General features: G+C 44.5%; 19 protein-coding genes. 13 read left to right on the top strand and 6 right to left on the bottom strand.

What is annotated here, in order from left to right; genetic code table 11:
- The first annotated feature begins 44 nt into the window (after nt 1-44).
- Nucleotides 45-497: an NUDIX hydrolase gene (locus tag ACFPTP_RS14870; RefSeq protein ID WP_381446360.1), complete on the top strand. Its 453-nt coding sequence runs from the start codon at nt 45-47 to the stop codon at nt 495-497.
- A gap of 54 nt (nt 498-551) precedes the next feature.
- Here ACFPTP_RS14870 and ACFPTP_RS14865 read toward each other — a convergent pair whose 3' ends face one another.
- Nucleotides 552-995 carry a hypothetical protein gene (locus ACFPTP_RS14865; protein WP_381446358.1) on the bottom strand — a complete coding sequence of 148 codons (444 nt, stop codon included), beginning with the start codon at nt 993-995 and terminating at the stop codon, nt 552-554.
- A 208-nt stretch (nt 996-1,203) separates the two neighbouring features.
- Here ACFPTP_RS14865 and ACFPTP_RS14860 point away from each other — a divergent pair, with 208 nt between their 5' ends.
- From ACFPTP_RS14860 to ACFPTP_RS14835, 6 genes are all read left to right on the top strand, one after another.
- Entirely contained in the window at nt 1,204-1,683 is a 480-nt protein-coding gene (locus ACFPTP_RS14860; RefSeq protein WP_381446356.1) for a PaaI family thioesterase, read from the top strand.
- 29 nt (nt 1,684-1,712) lie between these two features.
- Nucleotides 1,713-1,961 (top strand): hypothetical protein, encoded by a 249-nt coding sequence (locus tag ACFPTP_RS14855; RefSeq protein WP_381446354.1) that lies wholly within the window; start codon nt 1,713-1,715, stop codon nt 1,959-1,961.
- 2 nt (nt 1,962-1,963) lie between these two features.
- On the top strand, nt 1,964-2,350 hold the full coding sequence (locus ACFPTP_RS14850) for a DnaJ family domain-containing protein (protein WP_381446352.1): 387 nt from the start codon (nt 1,964-1,966) through the stop codon (nt 2,348-2,350).
- A 14-nt stretch (nt 2,351-2,364) separates the two neighbouring features.
- On the top strand, nt 2,365-3,585 hold the full coding sequence (gene nagZ, locus ACFPTP_RS14845; RefSeq protein ID WP_381446350.1) for a beta-N-acetylhexosaminidase: 1,221 nt from the start codon (nt 2,365-2,367) through the stop codon (nt 3,583-3,585).
- Between the two features lie 65 nt (nt 3,586-3,650).
- Complete coding sequence (locus ACFPTP_RS14840) at nt 3,651-3,956, top strand: magnetosome magnetite crystal formation protein family (RefSeq protein WP_381446348.1); 306 nt, start codon at nt 3,651-3,653, stop codon at nt 3,954-3,956.
- A gap of 135 nt (nt 3,957-4,091) precedes the next feature.
- Entirely contained in the window at nt 4,092-5,297 is a 1,206-nt protein-coding gene (locus tag ACFPTP_RS14835) for a dicarboxylate/amino acid:cation symporter (RefSeq protein WP_381446815.1), read from the top strand.
- 41 nt (nt 5,298-5,338) lie between these two features.
- Here the strand turns inward: ACFPTP_RS14835 and ACFPTP_RS14830 are convergent, their stop codons facing one another.
- Both ACFPTP_RS14830 and ACFPTP_RS14825 read right to left on the bottom strand, forming a co-directional pair.
- Complete coding sequence (locus ACFPTP_RS14830) at nt 5,339-5,572, bottom strand: YkuS family protein (protein WP_381446346.1); 234 nt, start codon at nt 5,570-5,572, stop codon at nt 5,339-5,341.
- Between the two features lie 254 nt (nt 5,573-5,826).
- Nucleotides 5,827-6,318, bottom strand: a complete 492-nt coding sequence (locus ACFPTP_RS14825) for a hypothetical protein (protein WP_381446344.1) — start codon at nt 6,316-6,318, stop codon at nt 5,827-5,829.
- A gap of 117 nt (nt 6,319-6,435) precedes the next feature.
- Here ACFPTP_RS14825 and ACFPTP_RS14820 point away from each other — a divergent pair, with 117 nt between their 5' ends.
- From ACFPTP_RS14820 to ACFPTP_RS14805, 4 genes are all read left to right on the top strand, one after another.
- The gene (locus tag ACFPTP_RS14820) at nt 6,436-7,608 is read left to right on the top strand and encodes an MFS transporter (RefSeq protein WP_381446813.1); all 1,173 of its coding nucleotides are present in this window, start codon (nt 6,436-6,438) and stop codon (nt 7,606-7,608) included.
- Nucleotides 7,609-7,722: 114 nt separating this feature from the next.
- The gene (locus ACFPTP_RS14815) at nt 7,723-8,115 is read left to right on the top strand and encodes a MarR family winged helix-turn-helix transcriptional regulator (RefSeq protein ID WP_381446342.1); all 393 of its coding nucleotides are present in this window, start codon (nt 7,723-7,725) and stop codon (nt 8,113-8,115) included.
- 13 nt (nt 8,116-8,128) lie between these two features.
- A complete protein-coding gene (locus tag ACFPTP_RS14810; RefSeq protein ID WP_381446340.1) occupies nt 8,129-9,292 on the top strand; it encodes an MFS transporter in 1,164 nt (387 codons plus the stop codon).
- A gap of 94 nt (nt 9,293-9,386) precedes the next feature.
- On the top strand, nt 9,387-10,952 hold the full coding sequence (locus ACFPTP_RS14805; protein WP_381446338.1) for a BCCT family transporter: 1,566 nt from the start codon (nt 9,387-9,389) through the stop codon (nt 10,950-10,952).
- Nucleotides 10,953-11,001: 49 nt separating this feature from the next.
- Here ACFPTP_RS14805 and ACFPTP_RS14800 read toward each other — a convergent pair whose 3' ends face one another.
- Entirely contained in the window at nt 11,002-11,427 is a 426-nt protein-coding gene (locus ACFPTP_RS14800) for a protein-tyrosine phosphatase family protein (RefSeq protein ID WP_381446336.1), read from the bottom strand.
- On the bottom strand, nt 11,408-12,169 hold the full coding sequence (locus ACFPTP_RS14795) for a metallophosphoesterase family protein (RefSeq protein WP_381446333.1): 762 nt from the start codon (nt 12,167-12,169) through the stop codon (nt 11,408-11,410). Before ACFPTP_RS14795 ends, ACFPTP_RS14800 begins: the two co-directional genes overlap by 20 nt.
- Before the next feature lie 91 nt (nt 12,170-12,260).
- Here ACFPTP_RS14795 and ACFPTP_RS14790 point away from each other — a divergent pair, with 91 nt between their 5' ends.
- Entirely contained in the window at nt 12,261-12,935 is a 675-nt protein-coding gene (locus ACFPTP_RS14790) for an SOS response-associated peptidase (protein ID WP_381446331.1), read from the top strand.
- Nucleotides 12,936-13,112: 177 nt separating this feature from the next.
- On the opposite strand, the gene ACFPTP_RS14785 is transcribed toward ACFPTP_RS14790, so the two are convergent.
- A complete protein-coding gene (locus ACFPTP_RS14785) occupies nt 13,113-13,730 on the bottom strand; it encodes a DUF3298 and DUF4163 domain-containing protein (protein WP_381446329.1) in 618 nt (205 codons plus the stop codon).
- Nucleotides 13,731-13,840: 110 nt separating this feature from the next.
- On the opposite strand from ACFPTP_RS14785, the gene ACFPTP_RS14780 reads away from it, so the two are divergent.
- Nucleotides 13,841-14,254, top strand: a complete 414-nt coding sequence (locus ACFPTP_RS14780; RefSeq protein WP_381446327.1) for a nucleotide excision repair endonuclease — start codon at nt 13,841-13,843, stop codon at nt 14,252-14,254.
- Nucleotides 14,255-14,291 lie beyond the last annotated feature (37 nt).

The raw sequence follows: 14,291 nt of genomic DNA, 5'->3' as shown, positions 1-14,291 counted from the left end.
ATTCTCGTATCTTCTGTAAGTTTATTTAAAAAGGGGAATGGGTTATGGGATATATTGAGGAATTGAGAGAAGTGGTCGGAAATCGTCCATTATTGCTGACTGGCGCGGGGGTAGGGGTCTTCAATGAAAAAGGGGAAATCCTTCTGCAAAGAAAGATGGATGGACGATGGGGCATCCCTGGCGGATTCATGGAACTCGGGGAGTCAGCTGAAGAGACAGCTCGGAGGGAAGTGCTCGAGGAGACAGGCATGCAAATTGGGAAGATGGAACTTGTCACTGTTGTATCCGGTCCACAGACTCATACCGTTTTGAACAATGGCCACGAATATTACTCAGTGACAATCGTCTATGCAACGGATGACATTCGTGGCGGAAACCTGAAAGCGGATGGCGTTGAGACATCGGAAGTCGGATTCTTTCATTTGCAGCAGCTGCCGGAAAACTTGAGCCCGCTCATACGGGCGATGATTCATCAATACGGAGCCATGCGAAAATGAAACTTGATTTTCAGTTATGCGTGAATAATTGGATTTATGTGCGGCCGCAAGGCTCTAGGATTTATTGCTGACGAAAAAACGGACGATCCAGTCGACGTCGAGGGGGCCGTCGACGATTTCATAATAGAGCAGCGAGTTTTGGATGATCAAGTTTTCCGCGATAACAATCGTGATGTTATTTCCTTCCGTATCTTTCAAGCTGAGGGTGAATTCATCTATATTGTCATCTGGATTGATTTCCTCAGGCTTCAGTTTCTTCACATGATAATTGCGCAGGAATTGCAGCAGTTCATCAACTTGATGTTCATCATCGATTGTCCACGTTTCAGCTGGGGAACCGTGCCTTGTCGGTACTGTAAACGTGAGAGAATCAAATTTGGTACTAACAGTATCAATGAATTCATCGAAGCTTTTTTCTTTGAAATCATTGATGGTCTCCATCATTGCATACATCCCTCCGATTATGAGTGCGATGAGCAGGAAGGCTCGCATTTTCATGTTCAATTCCTCCAGTCTTCGTTTGGTATAGTATACGCAGCGATTTCTTATTTGGAATAGTACTCATGCTATGATTCGGGGGAGATAATAATTAACAGTAAGTCGTGCGAAATAAAATTTGGAAAATGATGAACAATCCTATGAGAGATGATTGAAGATTAATGTTATAATAGTATTCTAACTATATCGAATATGCGGAGGGTGAATAATGACGAAAATTGATAATGCGATCCAAGACTATTATGCAGATGACTTTGCCTGGTGCTACGGATGCGGGCGGCTGAATGAGGAAGGACATCATTTCCGCACTGGCTGGGATGGCGAGAAAACGGTTACATACTATGAACCATTGGAAAAGCATACGGCGATTCCTGGATTTGTATATGGTGGATTGATCGCTTCGTTCGTTGATTGCCACGGTACAGGCTCTTGCGCACTTGCTTTGTATCGGAAAAATGGACATGAGCCGGGGGATGAGGCAGAAGTTCCTCGATTCGTCACTGCATCATTGAACGTCAACTTTTTGAAGCCGACGCCACAAGGGAAAGTGTTGAAAGCGGTCGGGACCGTCGAAGAGATCCACCCGAAGAAATATAAAGTGGATGTCGAGGTATTTGCGGATGACGTACTTTGCGCGACAGGGGAAGTCGTCGGTGTCGTTGCGCCAGCATCATTTACAGGAAAATGAACAAAAAAGGAAAGGAGTCGTGAAGATAGATGTTATATGTAATGGGGATTGTAGCAATCGTCATGTGTGTGCCGATCACGGCCATCATTACCGATTACAAGCGAAAGACGATGAGATTCAAGGCGGATATGGTTCGTGAAGAAATTGAACTCGAGAAAATGAAGCAGCAGAACTTCATCATTGAAACCGAAAAGATGAAGCTTGAGTTGGAGCAAATGAAGCTTGAATATTCATCAGGCAAAAATGAGCTGGTAAAAATCGACGAAAGAGTGGGATAAGCATGTCCGACAACTCGAAGCCTCCGTACAATGATCTGATCGGCGATATGTTAAATAAGCGTGGGGATGAAGTTAGCATGGAGAATTTGAAAGGCTTCGGAAAACCATTGCCGAAAGAATATTTTTCTGGCGATACGTTCCAGCATTTTCAGCGGATTGCAAAAGACGCAGGCTACAAGCCGCATTGGCTAAAGTTGCAACATGACATTAGCAACATGATCCACGAAATTGCAAAGCTTGCATCGACCGGCGATCAGGACGATCTGCAAAAACGTGTGGATGACGTGAATAAAAAGATTGCCGAGCATAATCGCCATTGTCCGCCTCCGATGTTGAAAGGCCGTATTTCGCTTGATTCCCTCGATCGAGCAAAAGAAATTTGGAGTTGAACTGGCGAAGCCCCTTGTTTCGCGGTATAGCATGGATTGTTTTTTGCACCCTATTGCTGACTGGATGCAAAGGGGAAATACACGAGATTGAAAAACAATTCCCGACTTTCAGCTTAAGGGCGCAAGTGACCGAGACGCCGGAAATCATATCCCAAGTTGATCTATTGTTGGATAAGATGACGTTGGAAGAAAAAATCGGTCAGCTTCTCATTGTCGGGATGGAGGGGAAGACATATGGCGACGAACTCGACCGGCTTATTCGCCAGTATCATGTCGGGGGCATCCTATTAGTAGGCAAGAATATTTCGTATCCCGCCGGAATGTTGAAGTTATTGAATGAAAGCAAGATGGCGAATGCCGATTACGAAATTCCGCTGTTCATTTCGGTCGATGAAGAAGGGGGGCGTGTGTCCCGCCTGCCTCCAAACATGAAAAAACTACCCGCGGCGCAATACTTCGGAAGGATCGGTGATGAAACGCTTGCGTATGAATCCGGTTCCTATCTTGCGACTCTGTTGAACGCGTTCGGTTATAACATGAACTATGCACCTGTTTTGGATGTCCATAGCAATCCGAAAAATCCCGTCATCGGAGACCGTTCATTCTCGTCCGATTCCGAAGAAGTCGCTGATTTAGGCGTGGCTGTCATGCGGGGAATGAGAGATAACGGAATCATCTCGGTCGTCAAACACTTTCCAGGACATGGGGACACTCATATGGATTCCCATTTATCGTTGCCTGTCATTGAGAAGACGATGGACGAATTGCAGAAAACCGAGCTGATCCCTTTTCAACGGGCCATTGAAGAACAGGTGGATGTCATCATGGTGGCGCATATTATGTTCCCCGAGCTTGACGATAAATATCCATCTTCATTATCGAAGAAGATCATTACAGATTTGTTGCGTGCGGATATGCATTTTGATGGTGTCGTCATTACCGACGATTTGACGATGGGAGCCATTGTCAATGACTATTCTGTGCCAGAAGCCGCTTTGCAATCATTCATCGCGGGAAGTGATCTGCTGCTGATTGCCGGTGATTATGAAAACCAGGTCGGCACAATCAACGCATTGGCAGATGCCGTCCAGGAAGGTACGATATCTGAAGGACGGATCGATGAAAGCGTTAAGCGGATTTTGACACTGAAGGAACGCTATGAACTCAAAGATACACAAATTGAAGATATCGATTTGGATGCCATCGAACATAAATTCAATGAATTATTGGATTGAAAGTGAAACTTCCTCCTTCGTTATCCGTAAAATAAAGTATAGTAGAAAACAAGGAGGTATCTGATATGGAAAACACAGGTTTGAAAGTGCTCGTTCATGCGAGCGCATTTTTCGCTCCATTCCTTGTTCCGTTCATCATCTATTTAGTAGTGGATGATTCAGAGGTGAAAAGATTGTCCATCCAAGCGCTTTTGTTCCAATTAGTGATGGGCGCTTTGATTTTCATTTCAGCGATTTTGATCATATTCTTGATCGGCATTCCGATGATCATCGTTTTCGGTCTGATGGCATTCATCGTCCCGATCTTAGGGATTGTGAAATCGCTGCAAGGCGAAACATACAATTACCCGATTGTCGGCAAATGGTTCTGATCGCTCCCCCTTTTCGCGAAAGCGGCTTGGGGGCTTTTTTTATTATGTCAATTCATTCATGTTGTGCAGCTGATTTGTATATGTTGGAATAAGCAGATTTGCGTACAAATTTCAAGAAAGGGGAGAAGCATGAAGATCAAATTCAATTTGGTCACGCAAATTTTTATCGCCTTTGTGTTAGCCATCATTTTAGGCAGTTTGTTCGGGAGTTCAATCGATTTTCTGAAGCCATTCGGGGATTTATTTTTACGTTTAATTAAATTCATCATTGCGCCGCTCATTTTGTCGACCTTGGTCGTCGGAGTGGCTGGCACGTCCGATCCAAAACAACTGGGCAGGATCGGTATCAAGACAGTTGTCTATTATTTGGCAACAACAGCCATCGCCATCATCATCGGCCTTGCTATCGCATTCCTCATCTCGCCGGGTAAAGGATTATCAATTTCCTCCAATGGATTGGTCGCTCCGGAATCCGCGACGCAAGAACCTCAAAGTGCAATCACGACGATCCTGAATATCGTACCTGAGAATCCGTTCACAGCCTTGGCCGCCGGCAGCATTTTGCAAATCATCTTCTTTGCACTGTTCATCGGGCTGGCAATCACGTTGGTAGGGGAAAAAGCGCGTCCTGTCTATACGTTTTTTGAAGGCTTTGCCGAAGTGATGTACAAAATAACCGGGATTGTCATGAAAGTAGCGCCAATCGGTATTTTAGGTTTACTTGCTCCAGTTATCGGACAATACGGGCTTTCTGTTCTTTTGCCGCTCGTAAAAGTGATTTTGGCAGTATACATCGCCTGTATCCTGCACGCAGTCATCGTATATTCGACAGCGGTCAAATCATTTGCGGGAATGAGTCCGAAAAGGTTTTTTAAAGGGATTTCTCCTGCAGCGCTCGTAGCCTTCAGTACTTGCAGCAGCTCGGGTACGCTTCCTGTCACGATTAAGAACACGAATGAAAATCTAGGGGTTCCGAACCGGATATCGAGCTTCGTCCTTCCGCTCGGTGCAACAGTCAATATGGATGGCACAGCGATCTACCAAGGGGTTGCCGTCATTTTTATCGCTCAATTCTATAACTTGGAATTATCGTTCCTCCAGTTGCTGACGGTTGTTCTTATTACCATTTTGGCATCAATCGGGACAGCAGGAGTTCCCGGAGCAGGCATGATCATGCTTGCGATGGTGTTGACGTCCGTAAATATGCCATTGGAAGGAATTGCATTGATAGCCGGAATCGACAGGGTGCTTGATATGATGAGAACTTCGGTGAATGTCGTAGGGGATGCATCCGCGGCTGTTGTCGTTGCGGGCACGGAGAAAGTATTGGATGGTGAATAAAAATAAGACCGGAATCCGATATAATGGATTCCGGTCTTTTATTATCGCTGTAGACGCTGTTCCACTTCGTCCACGACATCCTGAACGGACATTCCATGAATGCCGACGACTGGGAAATCGAATTGATCGACATTCACATCGCTGATCGCACGCACGACTCCGATATCATAGCCATTCAGATTCTCATCGTTCTCAAACATTTTCACGTTATGTCCTTTTTCCTCCAATGCCACTTTCACATCGTCAAAAGGGTTTTCCACTGCAATCTTCGCCATTTTAAACACCTCCGATTTAGTAAAGTGATTCCGTTCTTTGTTTTCCCGGAATCAAATCTACTAAACACGAGGGATATTGACACAAGGGCTTCATTATTCCATCAAGTGCTCAATTAATTGCAAAAGGGCTCCATTATTCCATCAAAGGCTCAATTAATTGCACAAGGGCTCCATTATTTCATCAAAGGCTCAATTAATCGCACAAGGGCTCCATTTTTCCATCAAGGGCTCAATTAATTGCGCAAAGACTCTTTTCATTCCCGCGTTACTTCGTTCACTTCGCCGTTCTCGGTCCGCAATTTTCTGAAGCCAGAAAAAGCATCGATGATTGTCGTGGCGATTGAAGCAAGTCCAATTACGATGATGATTAAACGGACTTGCGGAATAATATCGTCGGGCGATCGTTGGAACACATCCGCGATAACGTCAGCCAGATGAGGCAAGACGAGCGACGGATTGAGTAGAAGGATGATAATAAGGATTGTCCAAGCGGCATTAATGATGAGATTGCCGTACGCCAGCTTTGCTGTCCACTTTGGGGAAAGTGATTTGTAAGAGGCTAGGACGATTTCCATAGTGAGCAACAGAAGGGTTATCGGAAACAAAGTCATCAAAGACAAATTGCCGAAGGCTGCCATTTCAATTTCAATCCTTTCCAATACTAGTACTACGTAATCTACCCGGATATCCCGCGATTTAAAACGGATGGCCGTTTTGAAAAATTGATTTTTCGGGATTCTCAACATTCACTCTTCACATTGCTGTATACTGGACATATTGTTTAAATTTATTTAAAAAGCGTGGGGATTTCGTTGACATCCAGTACACAAACACAGAACACAGCAAATCCGGTTTACCCGATCATGTTTGCCATCGGAGCCTGTCACTTACTGAATGACACGCTTCAGGCAGTCATACCGGCGATGTTTCCGGTGTTGGAAGAAGAAAGAGGATTAAGTTTTACACAGCTTGGATTCATCTTTTTTGCATTGAATATGGTCGCGTCCGTCCTTCAGCCCGTCGTCGGCTATTTCAGTGATCGGAAACCAATGCCTTATGCACTTCCTATCGGCATGACATTTTCGCTTGTCGGAATGGCGGGTTTAGCAATCGCGCCAAACTATTGGCTCATTCTATTGTCGGTCATTATATTGGGGCTTGGCTCCGCGGTATTCCATCCGGAAGGCTCGCGTGTATCCTTCTTGGCAGCGGGAACGAAAAGGGGACTGTCCCAATCGATCTATCAAGTCGGGGGGAATTCGGGACAAGCATTGGCACCGCTCATCAGTGCATTTGTCTTAGTGCCGCTCGGTCAAAAGGGGGCAGCCGTTTTTATTGCGGTGGCGGCTCTCGGGATTTTCATTTTATCCAAGATTTCCGCTTGGTATAAGCGCCAGTTGGAATTGGATAAAAAGAATAATCGTAAAAAGGTGCTGCTTTCTTCAATTGGCGATTTAACAAAAAAGCAAATTGGGATTGCGCTCGCATTATTGTTGACGATTATTTTCGCCAGATCATTCTACGTCACGAACGTTACTAGCTTTTACATCTTTTACTTGATGGATGGCTATGGATTGAAAATTGAGCAAGGTCAGCTATACATATTCCTCTTCATGGCGCTAGGCGCTGCAGGCACATTTTTCGGAGGGCCGTGGGCCGACCGGATCGGAAGAAAAAACGTCATCGTATTGTCGTTGTTAGTCCCATTACCGCTCTGCCTTCTCCTTCCGCACGTACCGCTTTGGGGGGTAGGGGTATTATTAGTTGCAATCGGCTTTTTCATTATGCTTAGCTTCACGGTCACGGTCATTTATGCACAGGAGCTTGTACCGACCAAAATCGGGACAATGGCCGGTTTGACGGTCGGCTTGGCGTTCGGGATGGGAGCGATAGGTGCGGTTGTTATGGGGAATTTGATGGATAGTATCGGCATCTTCCCAACGATGGTCATTGCCTCCTTCTTGCCATTCATAGGCTTAGTCGGATTGGCTCTGCCGAAGGACCAGAAAATCATGTCACCGAATACACAAAGCTAAAAGTTCACGTCTAAGGCTGCCATTCATTTGGCGGTCTTTTTTGATGCCTTTACAAGAAATATGAATAGGCGTATACTTTATTAGTTACCTAAGTAAACAATGAGGTGTGGAAAAATGAATCCTTTAATTCATGAGCTTTTTCAAAGATCGCGTTTTTTAAGTAAAGAACTGAACCTGGCCCTAAAACAACACGGATTGTTCGCAGCACAATGGACAGTTATTTACTGCGTCGATCAACATGGCGAGATGACATTGACTCAGATTTGGAAATACTTGAATGTTGAAGCGCCGACAATTACACGGACCGTCAATCGATTGGAGCAGATGGGCTGGCTCATGACCCGGGAAGGGAAAGATCGACGCGAAAAATATGTCGGCTTGACGGAAAGTGCAACCGTGCAGCTTTCCGATATTAAAGAGACGATCATTCAGTTTGAAAATGAAAGCTTACAAAGACTATCCGAAGAAGAGGAAAAGCTCCTTATGGAATTGCTGAAAAAAATATAAAAGGAATGATTTCATGAATACGAAAGAACCGATTTGGACGAAGCCGTTCATTAGTCTATTCCTGACGAATTTGTCCGTTTTCATCGTGTTTTATGGCTTGGTATCGACATTGCCGCTTTATGCAAAAGATGCGTTGAGCCGGACTGACGAAGAAGCGGGCCTGTTGATGACGATATTTTTAGTGTCCGCCATTATTGTAAGGCCGTTTTCAGGTAAACTGCTCGATATCGTAGGTAAGCGGAAAATGCTGATGATCAGCTTGTTCTTTTATCTTATTTGTACTGTACTTTACTATTTCATTACACCGTTTGCAGGCTTGCTTGCCTTGCGTTTCTTCCAAGGTATTTGGTTCAGCATCGTCACTACGGCCGCTGGGTCACTTGCTGCGGATATTGTGCCAAAAACAAGGCGCGGAGCTGGGCTTGGCTATTTTGTCATGTCGACCAATTTGGCAGTCGTTGTCGGTCCATTTATCGCACTTTACGTCATCCAATCGTATTCCTATGATGCTTTGTTCATCTTGATGAGTGCTCTTATGATCATTGGAGCATTTGTAGCACTGCTTATTCCTCAAGTGGAAATAAAGACGGAAGAAATTAAATCAAAAGGTTTTACATGGAATGACTTATTTGAGAAAAAGGCGATGCCGATTGCATTTTTGGCTAGTTTGATTGCATTTTCATATGCCAGTGTCTTGTCCTATTTATCAATCTATGCCCAAGAGAAAGGCTTGTTGCCACTCGCCAGTTTCTTCTTTGTCGTCTTTGCAGCAGTCATGCTGATTACAAGGCCATTCACAGGAAGGATTTTTGATGAAAAAGGGCCGGCTTATATTTTGATTCCCGGCTTCCTGCTGTTCTTCTTCGGTTTGTTCATCCTCTCCTTCATGAATTCCCCGGTTTTATTTCTTATTGCCGGAGCGTTTGTCGGGCTCGGCTATGGAGCGCTCGTACCGAGCATGCAGACGCTTGCCATCCAATCGACTACTCATCAAAGAAGCGGATATGCGACAGCGACATTCTTCACGTTATTCGACTCGGGTTTGGCAGTCGGATCGTATGTTTTAGGAATTGTTGCTGTGCAAATGGGATACCGGAATGTATATATGTTGTCCGGCTTTCTTGTGTTTGCTGTGCTTGCTTTATATATTTTTATTATCCGTAAACGACATAGCTGAAGAATAGAAGGAAGTCATTTTCGGAAAGTACGTTATCTTGCTTCAGCTTAGGGTATAGACTCAGTAACTATGTTTATTGGGAGTCGATTTTGTTTTGGATAGGAAGTTTTGGAAGAACCCGGTATTTTCCATATCGGCAGTCGTCATTTTACTCCTTGTTGTTCTGGGGGCAGTCATACCGGGACCTTTTGGAAAGGTTGCAGGACAATTATACGGGTACACAACGGCGAAGTTCGGTTGGTTCTATTTATTGACCGTTTTCATTATCATCGTTTTTTTAATCGGATTGGCAATAAGTAAATTTGGTGCAATCCGTTTGGGAGGGGACGAGGAAAGGCCGGATTATCCTTTTTTCACATGGATCGGCATGCTGTTCTCGGCCGGTTTCGGGGTTGGACTAGTATTCTGGGGAGTCGCGGAACCGATGAGCCATTACTTTACTTCCCCTATGAATGGCGTCGAACCGCAATCGCAAGAAGCGGCCCGGATTGCAATGGGCTATTCGTTCTTCCATTGGGGAATTTCGCAATGGGGCATTTTTGGCATTGTCGGGCTGGTCATCGGTTTTCTACAGTTCCGGAAAAAGAAAGATGGTCTTATTTCTACAGCACTGGAGCCTTTGGTAGGTTCCAATAAGCATTTGAAGACAGGCATCGACTCTTTCGCTGTTATTGCGACGGTGATGGGGATCGCGACATCACTTGGCATGGGCGTGTTGCAGATGAGTGGCGGTCTGGAATATGTATTTCAGACGAAAAACACGTTTTGGGTGCAATTAATCATTATTTTCATCGTCTTCGTCGCCTATATGATTTCAGCTTCAACTGGGTTGAGTAAAGGGATTGCGTATTTAGGCAATTTCAATTTAGCGATGGCAATTGCAATGCTCGTCTTCTTCTTTTTCGTCGGTCCGAAAGTTTTCATATTGGAAAGCTTCACTTTGGCGATCGGGGACTACATTAATAATTTTATTCGTTATAGTTTGAGGTTACAGCCGTATCAGGGAGGAACGTGGGTGAGGGAGTGGACGATCTTTTATTGGGCATGGACGATTGCTTGGTCGCCTTTCGTCGGTGCGTTCGTTGCCCGTGTATCGAAAGGCCGTACAATCCGGGAGTTCATCGCGGGAGTCATGATCATTCCACCCGTGTTTGCCTGCATGTGGATTGCCACATTGGGCGGGACTGCGTTATTTAGCGACTTGAATAACGGTACAAGGATTGCTGAAGCTGTTGATGCGGATGTCACTTCTGCCATTTTCGAAACGCTGAAGCACCTACCATTCACAGGTGCCGTTTCATTCTTATCCATCGTTCTCATTTTTACTTTCTTGATTACATCTGCAGATTCTGCAACTTATATATTGGCAAGTATGACGACGAGAGGCAGCTTGTTCCCTCCGCTTATCGTTAAGATGACTTGGGGCTTCCTCATGTCCGCAATTGCTGCAGTTTTGCTTTATGCCGGCGGTCTGGAGGCGTTGCAATCTGCATCTCTTGTGTCAGCACTTCCATTTACGCTGTTTCTCATATTGCTCATTTTTTCATTAGGGAAGTTGTTAACGAAGGAGCCGATTACAGTCAGACCGACTGATATTAGGCGATTCGAGAAGATTGAAGAAGAAGTTAAAAAGAAGAAGACAAGTGGGAAAAGGAAATAATCCTTTGACAAATAAAGTGGAGGCGGGGAAATACCCGGCCTCCATTTTTTTATTTTCCGTACAGCCGATTCAATGCTTCTTTGAATGCGGGTTTGATGTTTGTTTCGGGACGTATTGCCTCCGTCATCAATTCCGCTTCCTCTACGTTCTCCGCTTTACCTAATTCGAGCAATGTGGCAGCAGCTAGTGTGCCTCCACGTCCTCTTCCAGTGTTGCAATGGAAATACACGTTTTTACCTTCTTTGTATGCTTCCACTACTTTGTTTACAGCTTCACGAATTGATTTGTCCTGTTCATTCTCATCATCGAGCAGCGGCTGATGGACGCTTATATCGCTCGGTAACGGGCTGTCCACTGTTGCACGCAAGTCATAGATGACATCAATTTTTTCATTAGCCATCAATTCATCAATTGCGTCGACACCGCCGAAGAAGATTCGATCTGTTACCAATGCTTTATACTTTTTGTTTGTCATTAGTTTCACCTTTTTCCGAGTTCTTTTTTTCCTTGGCTTTCACGGAGTAAACGACTTTTTCAGGAAGCTGAAGGCAGTTCAACTGCCCGCCGTATACAGCGGCGCCATCGATTCCGATTATCCGGTTGTCGCCAAAATAGACTGAACAGCCTTGCTTGTCCTTATGTAGATTTTTCGTCGGGGTATGTCCAAATATAACTGTTTTTTCGCCGCAATATCCATTGTGGAAAACGTCTCGGATCCAAATCAGCTCATAAGGATCGGTTTCTTCTATCGGTTTTTCCGGATGGACGCCTGCATGGACAAAAATCGTATCTTCCCATTCCAAGTACGTATCAAGATTTTGAATGAAATGAAGATGATCTTCCAATTCCTTCGAATGGATAGCCGGCTTGACGAATGGTTCCTCTTCCTCGACTTTGAAATCTTTTTCTGCAAAACCATAGCTCTTTAACGTTTCAGTGCCGCCATTCCGATTGATCCAGTTCTTCCAAACCCTTTCTTCGCCATCTATTAATGCCCTCACCATCATATCTTCATGATTCCCTTTGAGGACGACAGCCCCCTCGTCACTCAGCTTCATTACTTTGTCGAGGACCTCTTTTGAGTGAGGACCGCGATCGATATAGTCCCCCAAAAGAATGAGCTGATCCTGATCGGGATGATATCCGATATGTTGCAATAACTCTTCGAATAACGCAAGCTCTCCGTGGATGTCGCTGATGACCAGTGTTCGCTTCATAATAAACCCCTCCGATGACACTTTTCATGAAACTACTCAATAGACATGATACCATTGACTAAATAATCATGAAAGTAAGAGGAGGATATCCATGTGTGGCCGCTTCACTTTATTTGCCCCGTATTACGAAATCATTGACCGATTTGATATTGAATCGGCATTTGCAGAAAGCGATTATATACCGAGCTACAACATCGCCCCTTCTCAACAAGTGGTGGCGATCATTAATGATGGGCGGAAGAATCGATTGGGTCATCTTCGGTGGGGGCTTATTCCGCCATGGGCAAAGGATGAGAAAATCGGCTATAAAATGATCAATGCCCGTGCCGAAACGGTGGCCGAGAAACCGAGCTTCCGGAAAGCTTTCCAAAGGCAGCGTTGCATCCTTCCAGCGGATTCTTTTTATGAATGGCAACGAAAAGACGGGGAGAAGATTCCGATGCGCATCAAGCTGAAGAACGATGAATTGTTCGCCATCGCAGGGCTGTGGGAATCTTGGAAATCCCCTGACGGAAAGGTCATCCATACTTGCACGGCCATCACAACCGCGCCGAATGAATTGATGAAACCGATTCATGACAGGATGCCGGTCATTTTGAATAGGGAAGACGAGGCAGCATGGCTTGATCCTCGAAATGATGATATGAATTTCCTGGGGAATATGTTGCGTCCGTTCGATGAAAATCAGATGGATGCATATAGCGTCTCATCTGCAGTGAATTCACCGAAGAACAATGAAGCAAACCTCATTGTCCCGGTTTGTTGATTAAAAAAGCGTGCAGCTACTATTCGCTGTACGCTTTTGTTACGTCTAGACTTCGGGCGCTGGAAATAAGGATAACAGCCTCAAAATACTTGCTCCCAACGCTGCGCTTGTGGTCGCAAAAGCCGTTCTTCGTGACGGCTTTGCCTTTCACCTCTAAGCAGGCGCCCTACGCTTTTGTTACGTAAAGGCCATCATCCGATCCAATGGAGAATTGGGTTTTATAATATCTCTCAAATCGAGCAGTGGGATTGGGAAGTACGGGAACCCCCAATAATAAGGAGTAATTTCGTATAGTTGGAAAAAGATAACGATGGAAGTATCTGCTATATAGAAATCCTGATCTTTTCGAATGCTTTTAAAAGGGGGATCTAGTAAATCTATCTTCCACTTCTTAATATCTTCCCGGATAATATCAGAAATTTTTTTTACATAATCGCTATCCGCTTTGAATAGCTCCTCCAATTCATATTGTTTGCCGGTTCTCGTGTCAAAGGTCAACGCTTTGGAGACCGTCATTCCATGGGCACCGCCTGTAAATGAATAGACGATAAGGAGTAAACTGAGAACGCCTCTCTCATTCGTTTTCACTTCAAAATTGGCAACCATCTCAACAAGACTTCCATCATAGAAATTCTGTTCCACAAGCATTTCATTTAATGTATTGATAATCGTATGATTAAGACTCCTTTGAATAGTCCCATCACTCATATCCGTAATAACCGGGTAATATACCTTCACTTTAGAAGAGGTGTTAGGCAGCTTCCTCGTTTGAATCACTAATGGGAAATCATCCATATAATAATTTCCTCCTTTTGGGCAGTCAATTATTATATGAAAGCAAGACTTGGGAAGATCACTATATGGAGTGACATAACATTTCGCATTCGAAGTCATTTTGTGGTAGGATGGAAGCTCACAAAAGAAGAGGACGTGAAAGTAAATTGATTTCAATTACAATACCTAACCCGGACGTTACGATCATCCAACGCGAACAAAAAATAACTGGAGACGAGGCACCGATCAAACCGATCAACGGTTTCATCGACATCCATGAAATCCCGCGCGATAAAGGCGGCCTTATCCTTTTTTACAATAAAAGCGACGAACTCCTTTTTGGAGGAAAAGCAAGAAAGCTCCGTCAGCGTGTGAAAAAGCATCTTGAAGACAATGTCTCACCAGTAAAAAACCATCGAAACGAAATCAACAAAATTTCCGTCATCATTGTAGAAGATCCGATGGAACGGGAAATCTATGAAACCTATATCATCAATACATTGCGAGCAAAATACAATGTAGATAAAGTGTTCTACCAAGACTAACCATAGAAAAACCCGCATTCAAGCTGTGATTTAGCTG

The sequence above is a fragment of the Sporosarcina koreensis genome (assembly GCF_042655825.1).
In the GTDB taxonomy this organism is placed as follows: domain Bacteria; phylum Bacillota; class Bacilli; order Bacillales_A; family Planococcaceae; genus Sporosarcina; species Sporosarcina koreensis.
Note: the sequence above shows the minus strand (reverse complement) of the source record. Positions and strands in the feature narration are given on the sequence as shown.

Excerpts from the sequence above, each read along its gene's own strand:
- ACFPTP_RS14865 (WP_381446358.1), bottom strand. The coding sequence starts at position 995 with ATGAAAATGCGAGCCTTCCTGCTCATCGCACTCATAATCGGAGGGATG.
- ACFPTP_RS14855 (WP_381446354.1), top strand. The coding sequence starts at position 1,713 with ATGTTATATGTAATGGGGATTGTAGCAATCGTCATGTGTGTGCCGATC.
- ACFPTP_RS14800 (WP_381446336.1), bottom strand. The coding sequence starts at position 11,427 with ATGACAAACAAAAAGTATAAAGCATTGGTAACAGATCGAATCTTCTTC.
- ACFPTP_RS14850 (WP_381446352.1), top strand. The coding sequence starts at position 1,964 with ATGTCCGACAACTCGAAGCCTCCGTACAATGATCTGATCGGCGATATG.
- ACFPTP_RS14830 (WP_381446346.1), bottom strand. The coding sequence starts at position 5,572 with ATGGCGAAGATTGCAGTGGAAAACCCTTTTGACGATGTGAAAGTGGCA.
- ACFPTP_RS14820 (WP_381446813.1), top strand. The coding sequence starts at position 6,436 with ATGTTTGCCATCGGAGCCTGTCACTTACTGAATGACACGCTTCAGGCA.
- ACFPTP_RS14815 (WP_381446342.1), top strand. The coding sequence starts at position 7,723 with ATGAATCCTTTAATTCATGAGCTTTTTCAAAGATCGCGTTTTTTAAGT.
- ACFPTP_RS14785 (WP_381446329.1), bottom strand. The coding sequence starts at position 13,730 with ATGGATGATTTCCCATTAGTGATTCAAACGAGGAAGCTGCCTAACACC.
- ACFPTP_RS14825 (WP_381446344.1), bottom strand. The coding sequence starts at position 6,318 with ATGTTGAGAATCCCGAAAAATCAATTTTTCAAAACGGCCATCCGTTTT.
- ACFPTP_RS14780 (WP_381446327.1), top strand. The coding sequence starts at position 13,841 with ATGGAAGCTCACAAAAGAAGAGGACGTGAAAGTAAATTGATTTCAATT.
- ACFPTP_RS14870 (WP_381446360.1), top strand. The coding sequence starts at position 45 with ATGGGATATATTGAGGAATTGAGAGAAGTGGTCGGAAATCGTCCATTA.
- ACFPTP_RS14840 (WP_381446348.1), top strand. The coding sequence starts at position 3,651 with ATGGAAAACACAGGTTTGAAAGTGCTCGTTCATGCGAGCGCATTTTTC.
- ACFPTP_RS14810 (WP_381446340.1), top strand. The coding sequence starts at position 8,129 with ATGAATACGAAAGAACCGATTTGGACGAAGCCGTTCATTAGTCTATTC.
- ACFPTP_RS14790 (WP_381446331.1), top strand. The coding sequence starts at position 12,261 with ATGTGTGGCCGCTTCACTTTATTTGCCCCGTATTACGAAATCATTGAC.
- ACFPTP_RS14795 (WP_381446333.1), bottom strand. The coding sequence starts at position 12,169 with ATGAAGCGAACACTGGTCATCAGCGACATCCACGGAGAGCTTGCGTTA.
- ACFPTP_RS14860 (WP_381446356.1), top strand. The coding sequence starts at position 1,204 with ATGACGAAAATTGATAATGCGATCCAAGACTATTATGCAGATGACTTT.